This is a genomic window from Pseudomaricurvus alcaniphilus (assembly GCF_011440395.1).
GTDB lineage: Bacteria > Pseudomonadota > Gammaproteobacteria > Pseudomonadales > Cellvibrionaceae > Pseudomaricurvus > Pseudomaricurvus alcaniphilus.
In genome coordinates, this window is sequence record NZ_JAAOIX010000001.1 from 1,132,099 (window position 1) to 1,150,735 (window position 18,637).

18 protein-coding genes are annotated in these 18,637 nt (G+C 60.8%); 7 read left to right on the forward strand and 11 right to left on the reverse strand.

Going from position 1 to position 18,637, the window contains the following annotated elements:
- Positions 1-7 precede the first annotated feature (7 nt).
- The 3 genes from G8764_RS04805 to pyrF all read right to left on the reverse strand — a co-directional run bounded on the left by G8764_RS04805 (position 8) and on the right by pyrF (position 1,919).
- Positions 8-307 (reverse strand): lipopolysaccharide assembly protein LapA domain-containing protein, encoded by a 300-nt coding sequence (locus G8764_RS04805; protein WP_166162360.1) that lies wholly within the window; start codon positions 305-307, stop codon positions 8-10.
- Positions 308-452: 145 nt separating this feature from the next.
- Positions 453-1,097 carry a (d)CMP kinase gene (gene cmk / locus G8764_RS04810; protein ID WP_166162362.1) on the reverse strand — a complete coding sequence of 215 codons (645 nt, stop codon included), beginning with the start codon at positions 1,095-1,097 and terminating at the stop codon, positions 453-455.
- A gap of 111 nt (positions 1,098-1,208) precedes the next feature.
- Positions 1,209-1,919: an orotidine-5'-phosphate decarboxylase gene (gene pyrF / locus G8764_RS04815; protein WP_207951720.1), complete on the reverse strand. Its 711-nt coding sequence runs from the start codon at positions 1,917-1,919 to the stop codon at positions 1,209-1,211.
- A gap of 212 nt (positions 1,920-2,131) precedes the next feature.
- Here pyrF and G8764_RS04820 point away from each other — a divergent pair, with 212 nt between their 5' ends.
- Positions 2,132-2,437 carry a ComEA family DNA-binding protein gene (locus G8764_RS04820; protein WP_166162366.1) on the forward strand — a complete coding sequence of 102 codons (306 nt, stop codon included), beginning with the start codon at positions 2,132-2,134 and terminating at the stop codon, positions 2,435-2,437.
- 168 nt (positions 2,438-2,605) lie between these two features.
- Here the strand turns inward: G8764_RS04820 and rfbD are convergent, their stop codons facing one another.
- Genes rfbD through gyrA form a run of 7 tightly spaced genes read right to left on the reverse strand, consistent with a single transcriptional unit; the run spans position 2,606 to position 11,987 of the window.
- Positions 2,606-3,499: a dTDP-4-dehydrorhamnose reductase gene (gene rfbD / locus G8764_RS04825; RefSeq protein ID WP_166162368.1), complete on the reverse strand. Its 894-nt coding sequence runs from the start codon at positions 3,497-3,499 to the stop codon at positions 2,606-2,608.
- Between the two features lie 14 nt (positions 3,500-3,513).
- Positions 3,514-4,050 (reverse strand): dTDP-4-dehydrorhamnose 3,5-epimerase, encoded by a 537-nt coding sequence (gene rfbC, locus G8764_RS04830; protein WP_166162370.1) that lies wholly within the window; start codon positions 4,048-4,050, stop codon positions 3,514-3,516.
- A 4-nt stretch (positions 4,051-4,054) separates the two neighbouring features.
- Positions 4,055-4,921 carry a glucose-1-phosphate thymidylyltransferase RfbA gene (gene rfbA, locus G8764_RS04835; protein WP_166162372.1) on the reverse strand — a complete coding sequence of 289 codons (867 nt, stop codon included), beginning with the start codon at positions 4,919-4,921 and terminating at the stop codon, positions 4,055-4,057.
- 16 nt (positions 4,922-4,937) lie between these two features.
- Positions 4,938-5,999 carry a dTDP-glucose 4,6-dehydratase gene (rfbB, locus tag G8764_RS04840; RefSeq protein WP_166162374.1) on the reverse strand — a complete coding sequence of 354 codons (1,062 nt, stop codon included), beginning with the start codon at positions 5,997-5,999 and terminating at the stop codon, positions 4,938-4,940.
- 39 nt (positions 6,000-6,038) lie between these two features.
- The gene (locus tag G8764_RS04845; RefSeq protein ID WP_207951664.1) at positions 6,039-8,291 is read right to left on the reverse strand and encodes a bifunctional prephenate dehydrogenase/3-phosphoshikimate 1-carboxyvinyltransferase; all 2,253 of its coding nucleotides are present in this window, start codon (positions 8,289-8,291) and stop codon (positions 6,039-6,041) included.
- Positions 8,292-8,316: 25 nt separating this feature from the next.
- The gene (gene pheA / locus G8764_RS04850; RefSeq protein WP_166162376.1) at positions 8,317-9,420 is read right to left on the reverse strand and encodes a prephenate dehydratase; all 1,104 of its coding nucleotides are present in this window, start codon (positions 9,418-9,420) and stop codon (positions 8,317-8,319) included.
- A 5-nt stretch (positions 9,421-9,425) separates the two neighbouring features.
- A complete protein-coding gene (gyrA, locus tag G8764_RS04855) occupies positions 9,426-11,987 on the reverse strand; it encodes a DNA gyrase subunit A (protein ID WP_166162378.1) in 2,562 nt (853 codons plus the stop codon).
- 245 nt (positions 11,988-12,232) lie between these two features.
- Here gyrA and G8764_RS04860 point away from each other — a divergent pair, with 245 nt between their 5' ends.
- The 6 genes from G8764_RS04860 to G8764_RS04885 all read left to right on the forward strand — a co-directional run bounded on the left by G8764_RS04860 (position 12,233) and on the right by G8764_RS04885 (position 17,697).
- Complete coding sequence (locus G8764_RS04860; protein WP_166162380.1) at positions 12,233-13,582, forward strand: TRZ/ATZ family hydrolase; 1,350 nt, start codon at positions 12,233-12,235, stop codon at positions 13,580-13,582.
- A 108-nt stretch (positions 13,583-13,690) separates the two neighbouring features.
- Positions 13,691-14,392, forward strand: coding sequence for a bifunctional 2-polyprenyl-6-hydroxyphenol methylase/3-demethylubiquinol 3-O-methyltransferase UbiG (gene ubiG / locus G8764_RS04865; RefSeq protein ID WP_166162382.1), 702 nt, complete (start codon positions 13,691-13,693; stop codon positions 14,390-14,392).
- A complete protein-coding gene (locus tag G8764_RS04870) occupies positions 14,385-15,068 on the forward strand; it encodes an HAD family hydrolase (protein ID WP_166162384.1) in 684 nt (227 codons plus the stop codon). Before ubiG ends, G8764_RS04870 begins: the two co-directional genes overlap by 8 nt.
- Before the next feature lie 59 nt (positions 15,069-15,127).
- Positions 15,128-15,880 (forward strand): YciK family oxidoreductase, encoded by a 753-nt coding sequence (locus G8764_RS04875; RefSeq protein ID WP_166162386.1) that lies wholly within the window; start codon positions 15,128-15,130, stop codon positions 15,878-15,880.
- Between the two features lie 12 nt (positions 15,881-15,892).
- A complete protein-coding gene (locus tag G8764_RS04880) occupies positions 15,893-16,894 on the forward strand; it encodes a metal-dependent hydrolase (RefSeq protein WP_166162388.1) in 1,002 nt (333 codons plus the stop codon).
- A gap of 83 nt (positions 16,895-16,977) precedes the next feature.
- On the forward strand, positions 16,978-17,697 hold the full coding sequence (locus tag G8764_RS04885) for a YebC/PmpR family DNA-binding transcriptional regulator (protein WP_166162390.1): 720 nt from the start codon (positions 16,978-16,980) through the stop codon (positions 17,695-17,697).
- A 38-nt stretch (positions 17,698-17,735) separates the two neighbouring features.
- Here G8764_RS04885 and G8764_RS04890 read toward each other — a convergent pair whose 3' ends face one another.
- On the reverse strand, positions 17,736-18,620 hold the full coding sequence (locus tag G8764_RS04890) for a DUF1223 domain-containing protein (RefSeq protein WP_166162392.1): 885 nt from the start codon (positions 18,618-18,620) through the stop codon (positions 17,736-17,738).
- Positions 18,621-18,637: the final 17 nt, after the last annotated feature.

The window sequence follows — 18,637 nt, forward strand, 5'->3', positions numbered from 1 at the left end:
CCTTGCCTCAGCCTTTAACGGGCGCTTTCCGCAACCGTTCCAGTTCTTTGTCGCGACGATTCAGTTGCCGCTTCAGCGCCAGTACATCGCCCTTGAGTTTCAACCCCCCTAACAGGCTCAGCAAGTAACCCACTATCGCGCCCGCCAGCAGCACACCGCATACCAGCACCCCCAGCGACACCGGCGGCATAGGGAAGCCCAGCAGCAGCACGTCAACCACCTGGGCGTTTTCGGTGCTGAACCAGACCCCCAGGATCAATCCGACCAAAAGTAGCACCAGTAACAATACTTTTTTAATCACAGCCATTCTTCGCTCCCTTTGCTTAAGCTGCCCGCCTTGTGGTCGGCTATCTTAATGCCTATCGCTTGTCGCTCATTGCGTGTCGCTTGTTGCCGCCCGACAGCACCCGGCGTCACACCAGGCCCTGCACTACCGGCAGCCTACTGTAAAATCAGACCAACGCCAAGACAACGTCCAGCACCTGCTGCACACTCATACTGGTGGTATCGATCTCGATGGCATCATCGGCGGGCTTAAGCGGCGAGATCAATCGCTCGCGATCCTGCTTGTCGCGAATCTTGATGTCTTTCAGGATTTGCTCGGCGTCGACGGCCTGACCTGCAGCCTGCAGCTGCTTGATACGCCGCCGCGCCCGCTCCTCGGCGGTGGCACTGAGAAATATCTTCAGCGACGCCCCGGGAAATACAGTCGTGCCCATATCCCTGCCGTCGGCCACCAACCCCGGCGCCCTGGCAAAATTTCTCTGCAGCTGCAACAGGGCCTCGCGCACCTGTTCGCTGGCACCAACCCGGGAGGCGTTCATGCCGACGTCCTCCTGGCGGATGGCATCACTGACATCCTCACCGGCAAGCAAATATTTGATTTTATCACCGGGTTCAAATACCACATCCAGCTCCCTGGCCACCTTGGCCAGGGCTTTTTCGTCCGCAAAATCAACTTTCTGGCGCTCTGCCGCCAGCGCTGTCAAGCGATACAACGCACCGCTATCCAGCAGGTGAAAACCCAACTTGTCGGCCAACTTCTGTCCAACCGTTCCCTTGCCCACGCCGCTGGGGCCATCAATAGTAATAATCATAGTTTTCCTTCTGGAACGGGTTTCTGCCCAGTCCTGCAGACGTCTTGAAACCGGATTTCAATTCAGGCAGCCCCGATTCGCTCTTGCGCGAATCATGCCGGGGCCCTGCTTTTAACTTGCGGCCTTGATCGCCGCAGCCATATTGCGGCACACAGCCGCCGGGTCAGGCGCCTGGGTGATCGGTCGCCCGACCACCAGATAGTGACTGCCCGCCCGAATTGCATCGGCAGGGGTCACCACCCGGCGCTGGTCATCGGCGGCCGCATCCGCAGGTCGGATGCCGGGCGTCACCAAACAAAAGCCAGCCCCCAACTCCGCCCTGAGACTGGATGCCTCCCGGGCCGAGCACACCACCCCATCCATACCATTGCTCTGCGCCAGCCGCGCCAGCAACTGCACCTGTTCAGCGGCACTGTTGGCTACCCCAAGAGCGTGCAAATCGGCACTTTCAATGCTGGTCAACACGGTCACGGCGATCAGCAATGGCTTGGCACCGCTGCGCTTGTCCAGCTCGTTTCTCGCCGCTGCCAGCATCCGCTCACCGCCACTGGCATGCACATTCACCATCCAAACCCCCAGCTCGGCAGCCGCTTTCACCGCCTTGGCGGTGGTATTGGGAATATCGTGAAACTTCAGGTCCAGGAATACCTCAAACCCCTTCTGCATCAGCGCTTCCACCACCTGCGGGCCGGCCGCAGTGAACAGCTCCTTGCCCACTTTCAAACGACACTGGGTCGGATCCAGCCGGTCAGCCATATTGAGGCAGTCTTGGCGACGATCAAAATCCATCGCCACCAGAATTCGGGGGTTTTCAATCATCAGGGCCCAGCCTTTCCTGTGGAGTATTTCAGGGGGAAGGGATTGTACCTGTTGTCACATCGTTAGTCATGACTTGACGCGTTTTAAGACTGCCCGCTGGCCGAGCAGGCAATTGGATCAGCCGGGTAGAATTACCCTATTTCCACACTTTTTACCGATTGTTTTGCGCCGCTTGCGGGTTATGTTATCCACTCCAACCAACAAGGAGCGTTATCATGAAAAACATCGCCAACTACCAACACCTGGTCAAGATCGTCATGCTACTGGTTATTTTTGCCGCCGGCCCCAGCCTCAGCTGGGCCAATAGCAAGGCCACGGCCAGCGAGAGCGTCAACATCAACACCGCCAGTGCCGAGGAGATTTCCAGCCGCCTCAACGGTATCGGCCTGAAAAAAGCCCACGCCATCGTGCAGTGGCGGGAAAAGCACGGCAACTTCAGTGAGGTCAACCAACTGACCCAGGTCAAGGGGATCGGCAGCAAGACCCTCGATCGCAACAGCGGCCGAATTGCGCTGGAATAGCTGCTTGGGGGATTGGCCCAGTACTCGGCTAAACGAGTACTGGGCCAATAATAGAGCAGACTGGGCAGAGTACCCTGGATAAAGAGCACCCTGGATAAAGAGCACCCTGGATAAAGAGCATCCTGGATCCTCGATAAAGAGCTCCCTGGATAAAAAACCGGAAAAGATTTACCGTGCTGCCTTCAGCGCATTGCAGACATTGTTCAAACCCGCCTGCCAGTGGGGCAGGGCAACTCCCAGCGCCGCCTCCAGCTTGTCACAATTGAGCACCGAATAGGCCGGGCGTGCCGCCACCGTGGGATACTGGTCAGTGGTCAGCTGCTTCAACTGCGGCGCCTTGGGCAATAGACCACAGTCGACCCCGGCGGCAAAGACAGCCGCCGCAAACTCGTACCAGCTGCACTGGCCCTTGTTGCTGCAATGGTAGATTCCCCAGGGCTGTTGCGGATTGCGCTGGTAGGCCTGCACCCACAGGCGAATAATATGGGCCAGGTCGCCGCTGTAACTGGGGCAGCCAATCTGATCGCCAACCACACCCAGTTCGGGTCGCTCGGCACCCAGGCGCAACATGGTTTTGACGAAATTATTGCCCTGTTCGCCGAACACCCAGCTGGTGCGCATAATGATATGGCGGGGATTGGCCGCTTGCAGGCCCTGCTCGCCAGCCAGCTTGCTGGCACCGTAGACACCGATGGGATCAACCGCGCTGTCCTCGGTGTAGGGCTGGTCGGCGGTGCCGTTGAAGACATAGTCAGTGGACAGGTGCAAAGTCGGGATACCCAGTTCGGCGCAGGCCTCACCCATGCGCGTCACACTGGCGGCATTGACCGCGTGCGCCAGTTCAGCGTCGCTCTCCGCTTTATCCACCGCGGTATAGGCACAGGCATTGACCACAAAATCCGGGGCCTGCTGTTTAATCACCTCGTAGACCGCCTGGGGATCGGCAAAATCAGCCGCTCTGCGATCCAGCGCTACCAGCTCTGCATCGATTTCGCCCAGGGCTTTACCACAGGCATGCCCTACCTGGCCATTGGCCCCAAACAATAACACCTTAAAAGTCATGATCGGGTACCCGTCTATTTATGCAACTGCGCCAGGGTCGGCAGAACACTGTCTTTAGCGGACAGCTGCGGCTGGTCGATTTTCCAGTCGATACCGATGTCCGGATCGTTCCAGATCACCCCGCCCTCGTCGCTGGGGTCGTAGTAGTCAGTGCACTTGTACTCGAAGTCGGCCACCTCGGACAACACCACGAAACCGTGGGCGTAGCCCGGCGGCACCCAGAACTGGCGATAATTGTCCTCGCTGAGAATGACCGCCTCGTGCTGGCCATAGGTGGGGGAATCGGGGTTGATATCGACGGCAACGTCGAGCACTTCGCCGCGCACCACCCGCACCAGTTTACCCTGCGGCTTTTTTACCTGGTAATGCAGGCCACGCAACACGCCCCGGGAGGAGCGGGAGTGATTGTCCTGGACGAAGTCCAGCTCGATGCCGGCCTCCTCTCGATAGCGTTCCGCCTGGAAGGACTCCAGGAAAAAACCGCGCTGGTCGCCAAACACTTTCGGCTCAATAATGACCACGCCTGGCAATTTGGTTGCAATAACATTCATAAACTCAGTATTCCATAATATCCAACAGGTACTCGCCGTAACCGCTCTTGATCAGCGGCTGGGCCAGGGCTTGCAGTTGACCGTCATCGATCCAGCCCTTGCGCCAGGCCACTTCTTCCGGGCAGGCAATTTTCAGGCTCTGGCGATGCTCGATGGTCTGCACAAAGGTACCGGCCTCCAGCAGCGAGTCGTGGGTACCGGTGTCCAGCCAAGCGGCGCCACGGCTCATCATCTCCACGTTCAATTCGCCGGCCTCGAGGTAGATCCGGTTGAGGTCGGTGATTTCCAGCTCACCGCGACTCGAGGGCTTCACCTGCTTGGCGTATTCCACCACCCGGTTGTCGTAGAAGTACAACCCGGTAATGGCGTAGCGGGACTTGGGCTTGCTCGGCTTTTCCTCTATGTCGTAAGCCTTGCCATTGCTGTCAAAGGCCACCACCCCGAACCGCTCCGGGTCTTTCACCGGATAGGCAAACACCGTGGCGCCGCGCTCTGCCTGGGCCGCATTGAGCAGCGATTTGGTCATGCCCTGGCCGAAGAACAGGTTGTCTCCCAGCACCAGCGCACAGCTGCTGTCGCCAATAAACTGCTCGCCGATCAGGAACGCCTGGGCCAACCCGTCCGGCGACGGCTGTACCTCGTACTCAATGGTTATGCCCCACTGGCTGCCATCGCCCAGCATCTGGGAAAAGCGCGGCGTATCTTCCGGGGTGGAAATAATCAGGATTTCACGGATGCCCGCCAACATCAGGGTGGTGAGCGGATAATAAATCATCGGCTTGTCATAGACAGGCAGCAGTTGTTTGCACACCCCCATGGTAATAGGGTGCAATCGACTACCGGTGCCACCGGCCAGTACTATTCCCTTCATATTTATACCCGCTTGATCAGTTGAGGTTGAGTCCGAGGCGCTCGCCCTGGTAGGAGCCGTCCTGGATACGCTGCCACCACTGGCGATTGTCCAGATACCACTGCACGGTTTTACGAATACCACTTTCAAAGGTTTCCGCCGGCTTCCAGCCCAGTTCCCGATCAATCTTGGAGGCATCGATGGCGTAGCGCACATCGTGGCCGGGGCGATCGGAGACAAAGGTAATCAGGTCTTCATAGCGACTGATTCCCGCCGGTTTCCCGGGCGCCAGTTCTTCCAGCGTCGCGCAGATGGTCCTGACCACATCGATATTGCGGCGCTCGTTGTGGCCACCAATATTGTAGGTCTCACCCACCTCACCGGCAGTGATGACCCGGACCAGGGCACGGGCGTGATCCTCCACGTACAGCCAATCGCGGATCTGGCTGCCGTCGCCGTAGACCGGCAGCGGCTTGCCCGCCAGGGCGTTGAGAATCACCAGCGGAATCAGCTTTTCCGGAAAGTGGTAGGGCCCGTAATTGTTGGAGCAGTTGGTGACCAGTGTTGGCAGGCCGTAGGTTCGCTGCCAGGCGCGCACCAGGTGATCGCTGGAGGCCTTGCTGGCCGAGTAAGGTGAGCTGGGCTCGTAGGCTGTGGTCTCGGTGAACAGCCCCTCCGGGCCCAGGTCACCGTAGACTTCGTCGGTGGAAATATGGTGAAAGCGAAACGCTTCCCGCGCGGCTGCATCCAGCCCCTGCCAATAGCCGCGGGCCGCTTCCAACATATTGTAGGTACCCACAATATTGGTCTGGATAAATTCCGCTGGCCCGTCGATGGAGCGATCCACGTGACTCTCCGCCGCCAGGTGCATCACTGCGTCGGGCTGGAATTCAGCGAAGGCTTGCTGCAGGCCCGCCAGATCGCGAATATCGAGATGCGCGAAGCGGTAGCGCGGGTCATCGGCACAGGGGATGGACTCCAGGTTGCCGGCGTAGGTCAGGGCGTCCACATTGAGCACCTGGTGTTCGGTTTCACCAATCAGGTAACGCACCACCGCGCTGCCTATAAAGCCGGCACCGCCGGTCACTAAAATCTTCACTGCAACTGTATCCTCTACGGTCTGCTGCTAAAAAATCGGTCAGTTTACCGTCAATTTGATGCCCGCCGCCTGGGCCAGCTTCACAAATGTGGGAAAAGAGGTGCCCACATTGGCACAATTTTTCACCACCACGGTGTCGGTGGCACGCAGGCCGGCAATGGTAAACGACATGGCAATGCGGTGATCACCGTGGCTTTCCACCTCACCACCGCCGATCGGCCCACCCACAATTTCAATGCCGTCCGGGGTCGGCTTTGCCTGTACGCCGAGCGTCACCAGGCCGTCGGCCATGGCCTGGATGCGGTCGCTCTCCTTCACCCGCAGCTCTTCCGCTCCGGTCAGGATAGTCTTGCCACTGGCACAGGCGGCGGCCACAAACAGCGCCGGAAACTCGTCGATGGCCAGTGGCACCTGGTCCTCCGGAATGCGGATACCCTGCAGGGGGGCGTAGCGCACGCGGATATCCGCCACTGGCTCGCCGCCCACTTCACGCGGATTTTGCAAGCTGATGTCGGCCCCCATAAGGCGCAGGATATTGATCACGCCCTCGCGGGTGGGATTGATTCCCACGTGATTCAGGGTCACATCGGAGCCCGGCGCAATTGCCGCGGCCACCATAAAGAAAGTAGCAGAAGAAATGTCTGCCGGCACTTCGATTTTGGTGGCAGTCAACTTGCCGCCCGAGGTGAGACTCGCAGCCGCACCGACGCGGTCGACCTTATAGCCAAAGCCGTTCAACATGCGCTCGGTGTGGTCGCGGGTGGTGGCCGGTTCCGTCACCCGGGTGGTGCCCTCTGCATACAGACCCGCCAGCAAGACACAGGATTTCACCTGGGCGCTGGCCATGGGCATCACGTAATCGATACCGTGCAACTCGGCACCGCCGCGCACCTTGACCGGTGGCAAGCCACCCTCAGCGGTTTCAATGTTGGCCCCCATCTCGCGCAGCGGGTTGGCCACCCGGTTCATTGGTCGCTTCGACAGGGACTCATCCCCAGTCAGCTCGGCGTCAAATTTCTGCCCGGCCAACAGGCCCGCCAGCAGGCGCATGGAGGTGCCGGAGTTGCCCACATACAGCGGCCCGGGCGGCTTTTGCAAACCGTGCAGACCGACGCCGTGAATGCGTACCCGACCGTGATCCGGGCCCTCGATGACCACCCCCATATCGCGAAATGCCTGCAGGGTTGCCAGCGCATCTTCGCCTTCGAGAAAGCCTTCGACTTCGGTCACGCCTTCGGCAATGGAGCCCAACATAATGGAGCGATGGGAGATGGATTTGTCGCCCGGTACGCGCAGCACACCGACGACACTGCCGCCCGGCTGGACGGTATAGGTAATTTGTTGATCTTGCATAGGTTGACTGTAGGCCTGTTTGGTTAACATTTTGCTGAAGTGATCGCGGGCGGATTTTGCCCGGGTAAACACCCTCAGCATGTGTTCGCTGTCTTCCCCGGCGATGGCGCTGCGCAGGCGGGACAGATTATCACTGAACAAATCCAGCGCGGCGAGCACGCTGTGCTTGTTGGCGCGCATAATATCGTGCCACATGACCGGGTCGCTGGAGGCGATCCGGGTAAAATCGCGGAAGCCGCCGGCGGCGTAGCGAAAGATGTTCTCGTTCTCTGAGTCGTTGGCGAGGGTATCCACCAGCGAATAGGCGATCACATGAGGCAGGTGACTGGTGGCCGCCAGCACCTCGTCGTGTTCGGCCACCGACATGGTCAGCACTTCGGCCCCCACCGCCTGCCACATGGCGCGCACCCGCTGCAGATGGCTGGCGCCGGTTTCCGGGGTGGGCGTGAGAATGACCCGATGCGCCTTGTAGAGGTCCGGATTGCTGGCCTCAACCCCACTGCGCTCGGAACCGGCAATGGGGTGGCCGGCGACAAATTGCGCTGGCAAACAACCGTAGGCGGTGCGCACTGCGTCGATCACCGAGCCCTTGACGCTGGCGCCATCGGTAATGGTGACCTCCGGGGCGACGCATGCCTGGATCTGCTGCAGGATGGCGGTTACGGTCAGGGTCGGTACAGCCACAAAAATAACGTCGCCGGCGGCGAGCTCCGGGGCCACCTCGGCAATGGACAGCACCGCCCGATCAACCACCCCGAGGGCGACCGCATCGGCACAGGTTTGCGGGCGCCGGGCGACACCGATCACTTCCCGGCAAGCACCCGCTTGTTTCAGGGCGGCAGCGAGGCTGCCGCCAATAAGGCCGATGCCAACTACCACCAGCCGATTTACACAAGGCTCGCTAATAACACCAGACTCGCGCTTTACCCGAGGCTCCAACGTCTACTACTCCCGTTATTTGCGGTTACAGAACACCCTTGGGGTAGGACCCGAGGATTTTCAGGTCGGCCGCTCGCTTGCCCACTTCGCGCAAGGCCTGCTTCACCGCGTCGTCGTCGACGTGGCCACTGAAATCGATAAAAAACACGTAGGTCCAGTTGCCGCTGCGCGACGGCCGGGTTTCCACCCGGGTAAGGTCGATTTTGAAGCGGTGAAACGGTTCCAGCAGATCGTGCAGGGCACCGGGCTCATTGCGCATGGCAATCACCACCGAGGACTTGTCGTCACCGCTGGGGGCCACGGTCTGGCTGCCGATGATCAGGAAGCGGGTGGAGTTGTCCGGCCGATCTTCAATATTTTCCGCCAGTTTCAACAGGCCGTATTTCTCCGCCGCCATCTCCCCGGCGATGGCCGCTGCATTCCATTCCCCCTTGATCCGCCGCGCCGCCTCGGCATTGCTGCTGACCGCGATCCGCTCGGCGTTGGGGTAGTGGGAATCAAGCCACTTGCGGCACTGGGCCAGGGATTGGGCGTGGGAGTAGATGCGGCTGATGTTGTCGGTCTTGGTCACGTCCGACACCAACAGGTGCTGGTGAATGCGCAGCACCACCTCGCCGCAGATTTTCAGGTTGGAATCCATAAAGCTGTCGAGGGTGTGGTTGACCACGCCCTCGGTAGAATTTTCCACCGGCACCACGCCGTAGGCACTGGCGCCCGCCTCCACCTCGCGGAACACCTCATCGATGGCCGACATGGGCCGCGCCACTGCGGAGTGACCAAAGTGCTTGAGGGTGGCCTGCTCGGTAAAGGTGCCCTCAGGCCCCAGGTAAGCCACCTTGATGGGCTTCTCCAGCGCCAGGCAGGCGGACATGATTTCCCGAAACAGACGCGCAACCTCCTCATCGCTGAGCGGTCCCTGGTTGCGCTCCATGGCCTTGCGCAGGACATTGGCCTCTCGCTCCGGCCGGTAATAGATGATCTCACCGCCGCCGCTGTGGGCCTTTTTCACCTCGGCCACTTCCTGGGCACACTGGGCCCGGGCACTGATCAACTCACCGAGCTTGCGATCGATGTCGTCGATGCGGTCGCGTAATTTGGCCAGTTGTTGCTGTTCTGTTTCCTGAGACATGGAGACTACTCCTCAACTCCCTCTTCGGCAGCGTCGCTGCTGCTTTCCACAATGCGCTCCACACCCACCAGTTGCTCATCGCCCTTGACCTTGATCAGGCGCACGCCCTGGGTATTGCGGCTCAGTACGGACACTTCATCCACCCGGGTCCTGACCAGGGTACCCTGGTCGGAGATAAGCATAATCTCGTCGCCGTCGAAGACCTGCACCGCGCCCACCATGGCGCCATTGCGGTCGGTCACCTGCATGCCGATCACACCCTGGCTGCCGCGGCCCTTGGTAGGGAACTCGTCGACACTGGTACGCTTGCCATAGCCGTTGCCACTGACGGTGAGGATACTGCCGCCGGGCTGCGGGATCACCATGGAGATGACCTTGTGCTCTTCCGGCAGGCGAATGCCACGCACACCGCGCGAGGTCCGACCCATGGCCCGGACTTCGCTCTCCTTAAAGCGCGCCGCCTTGCCTGTGGAGGCAAACAGCACCACATCGCAGTTGCCGTCGGTAATGGCGGTGCTCACCAGGCTGTCGCCCTCATCCAGGTCGAGGGCGATCAGGCCGACACTGCGCGGCCGTGAGAACTGGGTCAAGGCGGTCTTTTTCACCGTGCCATTGGCAGTTGCCATAAAGATATAGTGGTCGTCGTCGTACTCCTTGACCGGCAGGATCGAGGTGATCCGCTCCCCCGCTTCCAGCGGCAGAAGATTAACCATCGGCCGCCCGCGGGACTGACGTCCGGCCACCGGTATCTGGTAAACCTTGAGCCAGTAAACCTTGCCGGCGTTGGTGAAGCACAAAATGGTGTCGTGGGTACTGGCGATCAACAGGTGCTCGACGAAATCCTCGTCCTTCACCGAGGTGGCGGCCTTGCCCATGCCGCCGCGGCGCTGGGACTGATAGGCGTCCAGAGGCTGGGTCTTGGCGTAACCGCCGTGGGAGATGGTCACCACCCGGTCTTCTTCGGTGATCAGGTCTTCAATGGTCAGGTCCAGCTGCGAACTCTGGATCTCGGTGCGGCGCTCATCGCCGTAATTTTCCGCCACTTGCTCCAACTCTTCCCGAATCACTTCCATCAGGCGCCCGGGGTTGGCGAGGATATTCAGGTACTCGGCGATCTGCTCCAGCTTCTCCCGGTACTCGGCCAGCAACTTGTCGTGCTCCATGCCGGTGAGGCGGTGCAGGCGCAATTCCAGGATGGCCTGGGCCTGGGCCGGCGACAGGTAGTAATTGCCGTCGCGCAGGCCGTATTGTTCTTCCAGCTCGTCCGGGCGACAGGCGTCGGCGCCAGCGCGCTGCAGGAATTCGTTCACCGCACCCACCGGCCAACCGCGGGCGATCAACGCGTCGCGGGCATCCGCCGGGGTGGCCGAACTCTTGATCAGTTCAATCACCGGGTCGATATTGGCGATGGCAATGGCCAGGCCTTCGAGGATATGACCGCGCTCCCGGGCCTTGCGCAGCAGGTACACTGTGCGCCGGGTAACCACTTCACGGCGGTGGCGAATAAAGCACTCCAGCAGCTGCTTCAGATTGAGAATCTTCGGCTGGCCGTCCACCAGGGCGACAATATTGATGCCGAACACGCTTTGCAGCTGGGTCTGGGCGAACAAATTGTTGAGCACTACCTCGCCCACTTCACCGCGCTTGAGCTCGATCACCACCCGCAAGCCGTCTTTGTCCGACTCGTCGCGCAGCTCGGAAATACCTTCGAGTTTCTTTTCCTTGACCAGCTCGGCGATCTTTTCCACCAGCTTGGCCTTGTTCAGCTGGTAGGGAATCTCATTGATAATAATGGTTTCCCGGTTGGTCTTGTCGTCGCGCTCGATGTCCGTCTTGGCGCGCACATAAATGCGTCCGCGGCCGGTGCGATAGGCCTGCACAATGCCGGCGCGACCGTTGATGATACCGCCAGTGGGGAAATCCGGGCCGGGGACAATCTCCATCAACTCGTCGATGGTGATGTCGTTGTTGTCGACGTAGGCGAGACAGGCCAGCACCACTTCGCGCAAGTTGTGCGGGGGAATATTGGTGGCCATACCCACCGCAATACCCGAGGAACCGTTGATCAGCAGGTTCGGCACCCGGGTTGGCAACACACCGGGCATAAACTCGGTGCCATCGTAGTTGGGCACAAAGTCGACGGTTTCCTTGTCGAGATCGGCCAACAGGTCGTGGGCGATCTTCTTCATGCGAATTTCGGTGTAACGCATGGCCGCGGCACCGTCGCCGTCGATCGAACCAAAGTTGCCCTGCCCATCCACCAGGGTATAGCGCAGGGAGAACGGCTGTGCCATGCGCACGATGGTGTCGTACACCGCCGAGTCGCCGTGCGGGTGATATTTACCGATTACATCACCGACAACCCGCGCTGACTTTTTATAGGCCTTGTTCCAGTCGTTGTTCAGCTCACTCATGGCGAACAATACTCGACGGTGAACCGGCTTTAACCCGTCCCTGACGTCGGGCAGGGCGCGCCCGACAATCACGCTCATGGCGTAATCCAGATAGGATTGTTTCAATTCATCTTCGATATTTACAGGAAGGACTTCTTTGGCTAGTTCACCCATGGAGTTGGGGTTCCTTTTTATGTGGCTTAGGCATCGCAATAAAGCCGGCCATAATAGCATAAAATCCCGGGCATAGTGACAGTACTGATTGGTCGCAGCCACCCTGCACAAGTGCTCAGGGCGCGGCCTTCGGGTTATACTCCCGGCCTCGCAGCCAGCGCCGGCCTGTCGGCGCTCGAATTTTATCCAAACCGTACAGAGAAGCGACAATTGCAGGTCGATATTCGCCCGGGAACTCCTTTTATATGACGCACACTGCCGCCCCCCAACAGGTCGATACCATTCTTCACTGTCGCTGGATCATTCCGGTGGTGCCCAGCGCCACGGTGCTGCAGGACTGCAGCCTGGTCATTGCCGCCGGCAAAATCCTGGCGCTGCTGCCCCAGGCTGAAGCCAGCCGCCGCTTCAGCGCCAAAGACACCCTGCAGCTGGACCGGCATATCGTTATTCCGGGTCTGGTCAACAGCCATAACCACGCCGCCATGAGCCTGTTTAAAGGCATGGCCGACGATCTGCCCCTGCAGGACTGGCTCGAGCACCATATCTGGCCGGCGGAGAAGCAGTGGATCTCCCCCCGGTTCGTGGCCGACGGCACCGAGCTGGCCGCCGCCGAGATGATTCGCAGCGGCACCACCACCTTTTCCGATATGTATTTCTACCCCGAAGAAGTGGCCAGGGTCGCCATGCACGCGGGCCTGCGCTGCCAGCTGGCATTTCCGGTGCTGGACTTCCCCACCCCCTGGGGCACCGGGCCCGACGACTACCTGCACAAGGGCCTGGCGCTGCACGACAAATTTCGCTCCCACAGCACCATCAGTGTCGGCTTTGGTCCCCACGCCCCCTATACCGTATCGGACGAACCCCTGCAGCGTATCGCCACCATTGCCGAGGAGATGCAGGCAGCGATCCAGATCCACCTGCACGAAACCGCCGCCGAGATCGACAACGCCCTGGCCCAGACCGGCGAGCGCCCCATCCAGCGCCTGCAGCGGCTGGGCCTGCTCTCGCCCCTGACCCAGTGTGTGCACATGACCCAGCTGGACGCCGCGGACATCGAGCTGCTGGCCAACAGCGGCGCCCATGTGATTCACTGCCCCAGCTCCAACCTGAAGCTGGCCAGCGGCTTCTGCCCGGTGCAGGATCTGCTGGATGCGGGGGTCAATGTGGCGCTCGGCACCGACAGCGCCGCCAGTAATAACGACCAGGATCTGCTCGCGGAGATGAACCTGGCGGCGCTGCTGGCCAAGGGGGTCAGCGCCCGGGCCGACGCCGTCGACGCCCACACCGCCCTGCGTATGGCAACCCTCAACGGTGCCCGCGCGCTGGGCCTGGAGCAGCAGATCGGCAGCCTCGAAGTAGGCAAACAAGCCGATATCACCGCCATCGAGGTCAATGAAACCCGCAATATGCCGCTCTACAACCCGGCTTCCCTGCTGGCCTACAGCAACATATCCAACCAGGTCAGCCACGTCTGGGTCAACGGCCGCAACCTGCTCAAGCAGGGGCAGCTGCAGACCCTGAACGAAACCGGGATCCGCGCCAATGCCAGCTACTGGCAGCAACGCATCGGCAAACCGCAAGCGCCGCGCGCCTGATCCCCGCGCCGCGCCGCCGCGTAGAATTCGCAGTACAATAGCAACCCGGCCTGCAGGTAGCGCCCGAGCCACAACCGCAGCCACTAGCCAATCTAACCGGAACCACAGATGACCAATGTAGACCAGGCTGAAATCGCCAAATTTGAAGCCCTCGCCAGCCGCTGGTGGGATAAAAACGGTGAATTCAAACCACTCCATGAAATCAACCCGCTGCGCTGCAATTACATCGACCAATACTCCCCGGTGGCGGGCAAGCGATTGCTCGACGTGGGCTGCGGCGGCGGTATTCTCAGCGAGGCCATGGCCCAGCGCGGCGCGGACGTGACCGGCATCGATATGGGCGAAGGGCCACTGCAAGTGGCCAGGCTGCACAAGCTGGAAAGCGGGGTGCAGGTGGACTATCGCCAGATCACCGCCGAGCACCTGGCGGAAGAAGAAGCGGGCCAATACGACATTGTCGCCTGCATGGAAATGCTCGAGCACGTGCCCGATCCGGGCTCGGTGATCAGCGCCTGCGCCCGGCTCTGCAAACCCGGCGGCCACGTCTATTTTTCCACCATCAACCGCAACCCCAAGGCCTACGCCCTGGCGGTATTGGGCGCCGAGTACATCCTCAAGTTCCTGCCCCGCGGCACCCACGACTACGCCAAGTTTATACGCCCCTCCGAGCTCGGCAACTGGCTGCGCCAGGCCGACTTGCAGCTGGAACACATGACCGGGCTGACCTACAACCCGATCACCCGGCGCTACCGCCTCAACCCCAACGACGTGGATGTGAACTACATGGTTCACAGCAGCAAAGATGCCTGAGCAGCGCCCCCCCATAACAATCAAGGCCGTCGTTTTCGATCTCGATGGCACCCTGCTGGATACCGCCCCCGACTTTGTCCACGTACTCAACCGTATGCGTGACGAGGCCAACCTGCCGCCGCTGGCGGAACCGGTAATTCGCAACACCGTCTCCGACGGGGCCCGGGCACTGGTCAGCCTGGGGTTCGGCTTGACCGAGGGCGAGCCCGGTTTCGAACCGCTGCGACAGCGCTTGCTGGACCTCTACCTCGAACACCTGGCAGTGCAGAGCGGGCCCTTTCCGGGCATTCCCGAGCTGCTGGATTTTTTGCACAGCCGCGGCCTCGCTTGGGGCATCGCCACCAACAAGCCGGAGATCTACACCACTCGCCTGCTCGAGGCCCTGCAACTGCAGCCCGACTGCGTGATTTGCCCGGACCACGTCCAGCACCCCAAGCCGCACCCGGAGTCCATGCACCTGGCGGCCAACCTGCTGCGCTGCAAGGCCGAGGAAATCATCTACGTGGGCGACCACAGCCGCGATATCGACTGTGGCAAGCAAGCCAATTGCATCACCATAGCGGCGGCCTACGGCTATATTAAGGACCCGCACGAAGTCAGTGCCTGGCAAGCCAGTCATACGGTAGACCACGCCGCCCAAATCAGGGCCATTGTAGAGCGTTATTTACAAGGGTAATCTGCTAGCGCGGGACCGAACCACCCATAACGAGACCAAAATTAATAAGGCGATCAACCATGAACAGCTTACCTGGCGGTTACAAACCCTCTCCCGACCTTCTCAAGGACAAGGTCATTGTCGTTACCGGCGCCGGCTCCGGTATCGGCCGCAGCGCGGCACTGAGTTTCGCCAGCCACGGCGCAACCGTCGTGCTGCTGGGCAGAACCACGCAGAAACTGGAGGCCGTGTACGACGAAATCGAGGCCAATGGTGGCCCCCAGCCGGCCATCTACCCCATCAACTTCGAAGGCGCCTGTGAAAAGGACTACGAGGATATGGCCCAGGCCCTGTTCGATGAATTCGGCCGACTCGATGGACTGCTGCACAACGCCGCCGAACTGGGCCAACGGACCCCGCTGAACAACTACTCCACCGATGTCTGGCTGCAAGTTATGCAGGTCAACGTGAACGCACCTTTTATGCTGACCAAGTCCATGCTGCCGCTGCTGGAGCGGGCCGAGCAGGCCTCCATCCTGTTTACCGGCTCCAGTGTCGGCCTCCAGGGGCGGGCCTACTGGGGTGCCTATGCCGCCTCCAAGGCGGCGCTGGAAAACCTGATGCAGACCCTGGCCCAGGAACTGGACGGCACCTGTGCCGTGCGCGCCAACAGCGTCAACCCCGGGGCTACACGCACCACCATGCGCGCCACTGCCTACCCGGCGGAGAACCCCGCCACTGTCAAGAGCGCCGAGGAACTGATGCCGCTCTACCTGTACCTGATCGGCCCGGACAGCAACGGCGTCAGCGGCCAGCAGTTTGGCTTCAAGTAACCCGGTGCGACCGTGGACCCCCTAACCCAGGGAGTGCTCGGCGGGCTGGTGGCCCAGACCGGTGCCCGCCCAAGGCAACTCGCCAGAGCCTGCGTGGTGGGCGCCTTGGCGGGCATGGCGCCAGACCTGGATGTTCTCATTCGCTCCAGCAGTGACCCGCTGCTGGCGCTGGAATATCATCGCCACTTTACCCACTCGCTGGTGTTTATCCCGATCGGCGCCCTGGTCTGTGCCCTGTTGCTGTACCCGCTGCAGGCGCGGGCCTGGCAGCTGGGCTTCTGGCCCATTTACCGCTGGTCACTACTTGGCTACGGCTCCCACGGCCTGCTCGACGCCTGCACCAGCTACGGCACCCAATTGCTGTGGCCGTTCAGCAACCTGCGCGTGGCCTGGGATATTATCTCCGTCATCGACCCCCTGTTTACCCTGCCGCTACTGGCGCTGGTGCTGCTGGCGGCACTGCGCAAGCAAGTCCGCCCGGTGCACCTGGCACTCGTCTGGGGGGTATTCTATCTAGGCCTGGGTATGTATCAGCACGAACGGGCCATGCAAATGGGCCACTCACTGGCCAGTGAGCGCGGCCACCAACCCCTGCGCCTGGAGGTCAAGCCCAGCTTTGCCAATCTGGCGGTATGGAAAGTAATCTATGAAACCGACCAGCACTTCTACGTCGATGCGGTCAAGCCCGGCCTGACCGGCACCCGGGTCTGGACCGGTGAACGGATCGCCAAACTGGACCTGGCCCGGGACCTGCCGTGGCTGGAAGCCAGCAGCACCCAGGCTCGGGACGTGCAACGCTTCCACTGGTTTTCCGCCGGCTACATTGCCATCGACCAGCAAGATCCCGCGCAAATTGTCGACATTCGCTACTCGATGCTGCCGCAGCAAATCCAGCCATTATGGGGCATTCGCCTGTCCCCCGAGGCCGGCCCCGGGCAACCGGCCGAGTATTTTACCCGCCGCAGCAGCGGTCGCGCCGCCCTGCCAGAACTGCTGCAGATGCTGACCGAGTGACAGCAAAAGGTTTGCAGCGCTGCACCTAAGGGTTAAAATCCGCCGCGTTTATCTTTTCGATACCAGTACACGGATACCAAACTATGGGCAGAGCCTACCAAAACCGCAAAGAATCCATGGCCAAGACATCCGACGCCAAAGCCCGGGTGTACAGCAAATACGGTCGTGAAATTTACGTCTGCGCCAAGAAAGGCGGCATCGACCCGGCCGGCAACCTCAGTCTGCGCAGCCTGATTGACCGCGCCAAGAAGGACCAGGTACCCGCCCACGTGATCGACAAGGCCATCGACAAGGCCAAGGGCGGCGGCGGTGAGGATTTTGACATCGCCCGCTACGAGGGCTTCGGACCGGGCAACTGCATGGTGATCGTCGAGTGCCTGACCGACAACCCCAATCGGACCTTTGGCGACGTGCGTCAGTGCTTCACCAAAACCAAGAGTAAAATCGGCACCCAGGGCTCGGTCAGCCATATGTTCGACCACAGCGCTATTCTGGTCTTTCCCGGCGAGGACGAGGAGGCGGTGTTGGAAGCCCTGATGGAAGAGGATGTGGATGTCACTGACATCGAAAACGAAAACGGTATGATTACCGTGTTTGCCCCCCAAAGCGAGTTCTTCAAGGCCAAGCAGGCCCTGCTCAACGCCTTCGGCGAAATCGAATTCGAGGTGGAGGAGATCCAGTTTCTGCCCCAGACCACCACCCCCATCAGCGCCGAAGAGCGGGAGAACTTTGACCGCTTTCTGGAGATGCTCAACGACGTAGACGACGTACAGAACGTCTATCACAACGCCGAACTGTCATAAGATTGCTAGTGTAGTGCCTCACTGCCGGGCGCATTCCCCTACTGATCCAGCCAGCCGCCGGTCGCCTGCAGCGGCTTCGGATCGCCGCCGTAGCTGACCCACAGGGCCAGCGCCCGTCGTCCCTGGTAGCTGCCAACCACACCGGAGGCAGCTGCGCCCCTGGCCAGCCTCGCCCTCTCATCCTGCACTTCATCTTCCACCTGGCCCTGCCCTGGCCGCAGCAGCGCCGGCATGGTCACCTGCCACACGCCGTCATCGGAGCGCCAGCTCTGGTGCGCCATTACCACAAAATTTTGCGCCAGCTGCCGGCCGCGGTTTTCCCCCGCCTGCACCCGGGTATTGATATCGAAACCGAGCAGGGCCGCATTGAGGCGCAGGCCGTCGTTGTCTTCCGCGCGGATAAAACGGGCGTCGATCTCGCCCTCGTTTACCGTGGCCACCAGGTTACCTGCGGCTGCCGGCACCAGCTCTGGCAAGCGTCGCTCCTGAAACCACTGCTGCCACTCCTGCCCGGCCAGCACGAACCCCGGCGTATAGACCGCCTGGCAGTAACCGTGCAACTGGTAGCGCCGCTGGCGCTGGGAAAACTTGATGGAGGCGTAGGGATCCTTCCAGCCCAGGTGATCCCAATAATCGACGTGAAAAACCACCGGCACCACTTGTTGCCACAGGCGCGGATCCTCCAGCAGGGTCGACACCCACTGCTCCGCCGGCGGACAACTGCTGCAGCCCTGGGAGCTGAACAGCTCCAGCAGCGCTACCCGTTCGGGACCGCTCTCGAAAGTCAGCAGTGCGGCGTCGCCGGACGCCGCGACCACAGGTGACTCAGTGCCGGAGGGCTGATACTCCGCCGCCCCATGTGGCGCCAGCAACAAACCGCAAACCATCGACAAAGCAAACCTTGCAACCAGTCGTTTAATCATCTCACCCTGCAGCCAAA

Coding starts and splice junctions, on each gene's coding strand:
- G8764_RS04805 (WP_166162360.1), bottom strand. CDS start 307: ATGGCTGTGATTAAAAAAGTATTGTTACTGGTGCTACTTTTGGTCGGA.
- cmk (WP_166162362.1), bottom strand. CDS start 1,097: ATGATTATTACTATTGATGGCCCCAGCGGCGTGGGCAAGGGAACGGTT.
- G8764_RS04820 (WP_166162366.1), top strand. CDS start 2,132: ATGAAAAACATCGCCAACTACCAACACCTGGTCAAGATCGTCATGCTA.
- rfbD (WP_166162368.1), bottom strand. CDS start 3,499: ATGACTTTTAAGGTGTTATTGTTTGGGGCCAATGGCCAGGTAGGGCAT.
- rfbC (WP_166162370.1), bottom strand. CDS start 4,050: ATGAATGTTATTGCAACCAAATTGCCAGGCGTGGTCATTATTGAGCCG.
- rfbA (WP_166162372.1), bottom strand. CDS start 4,921: ATGAAGGGAATAGTACTGGCCGGTGGCACCGGTAGTCGATTGCACCCT.
- pheA (WP_166162376.1), bottom strand. CDS start 9,420: ATGTCTCAGGAAACAGAACAGCAACAACTGGCCAAATTACGCGACCGC.
- gyrA (WP_166162378.1), bottom strand. CDS start 11,987: ATGGGTGAACTAGCCAAAGAAGTCCTTCCTGTAAATATCGAAGATGAA.
- G8764_RS04860 (WP_166162380.1), top strand. CDS start 12,233: ATGACGCACACTGCCGCCCCCCAACAGGTCGATACCATTCTTCACTGT.
- ubiG (WP_166162382.1), top strand. CDS start 13,691: ATGACCAATGTAGACCAGGCTGAAATCGCCAAATTTGAAGCCCTCGCC.
- G8764_RS04870 (WP_166162384.1), top strand. CDS start 14,385: ATGCCTGAGCAGCGCCCCCCCATAACAATCAAGGCCGTCGTTTTCGAT.
- G8764_RS04875 (WP_166162386.1), top strand. CDS start 15,128: ATGAACAGCTTACCTGGCGGTTACAAACCCTCTCCCGACCTTCTCAAG.
- G8764_RS04885 (WP_166162390.1), top strand. CDS start 16,978: ATGGGCAGAGCCTACCAAAACCGCAAAGAATCCATGGCCAAGACATCC.
- G8764_RS04890 (WP_166162392.1), bottom strand. CDS start 18,620: ATGATTAAACGACTGGTTGCAAGGTTTGCTTTGTCGATGGTTTGCGGT.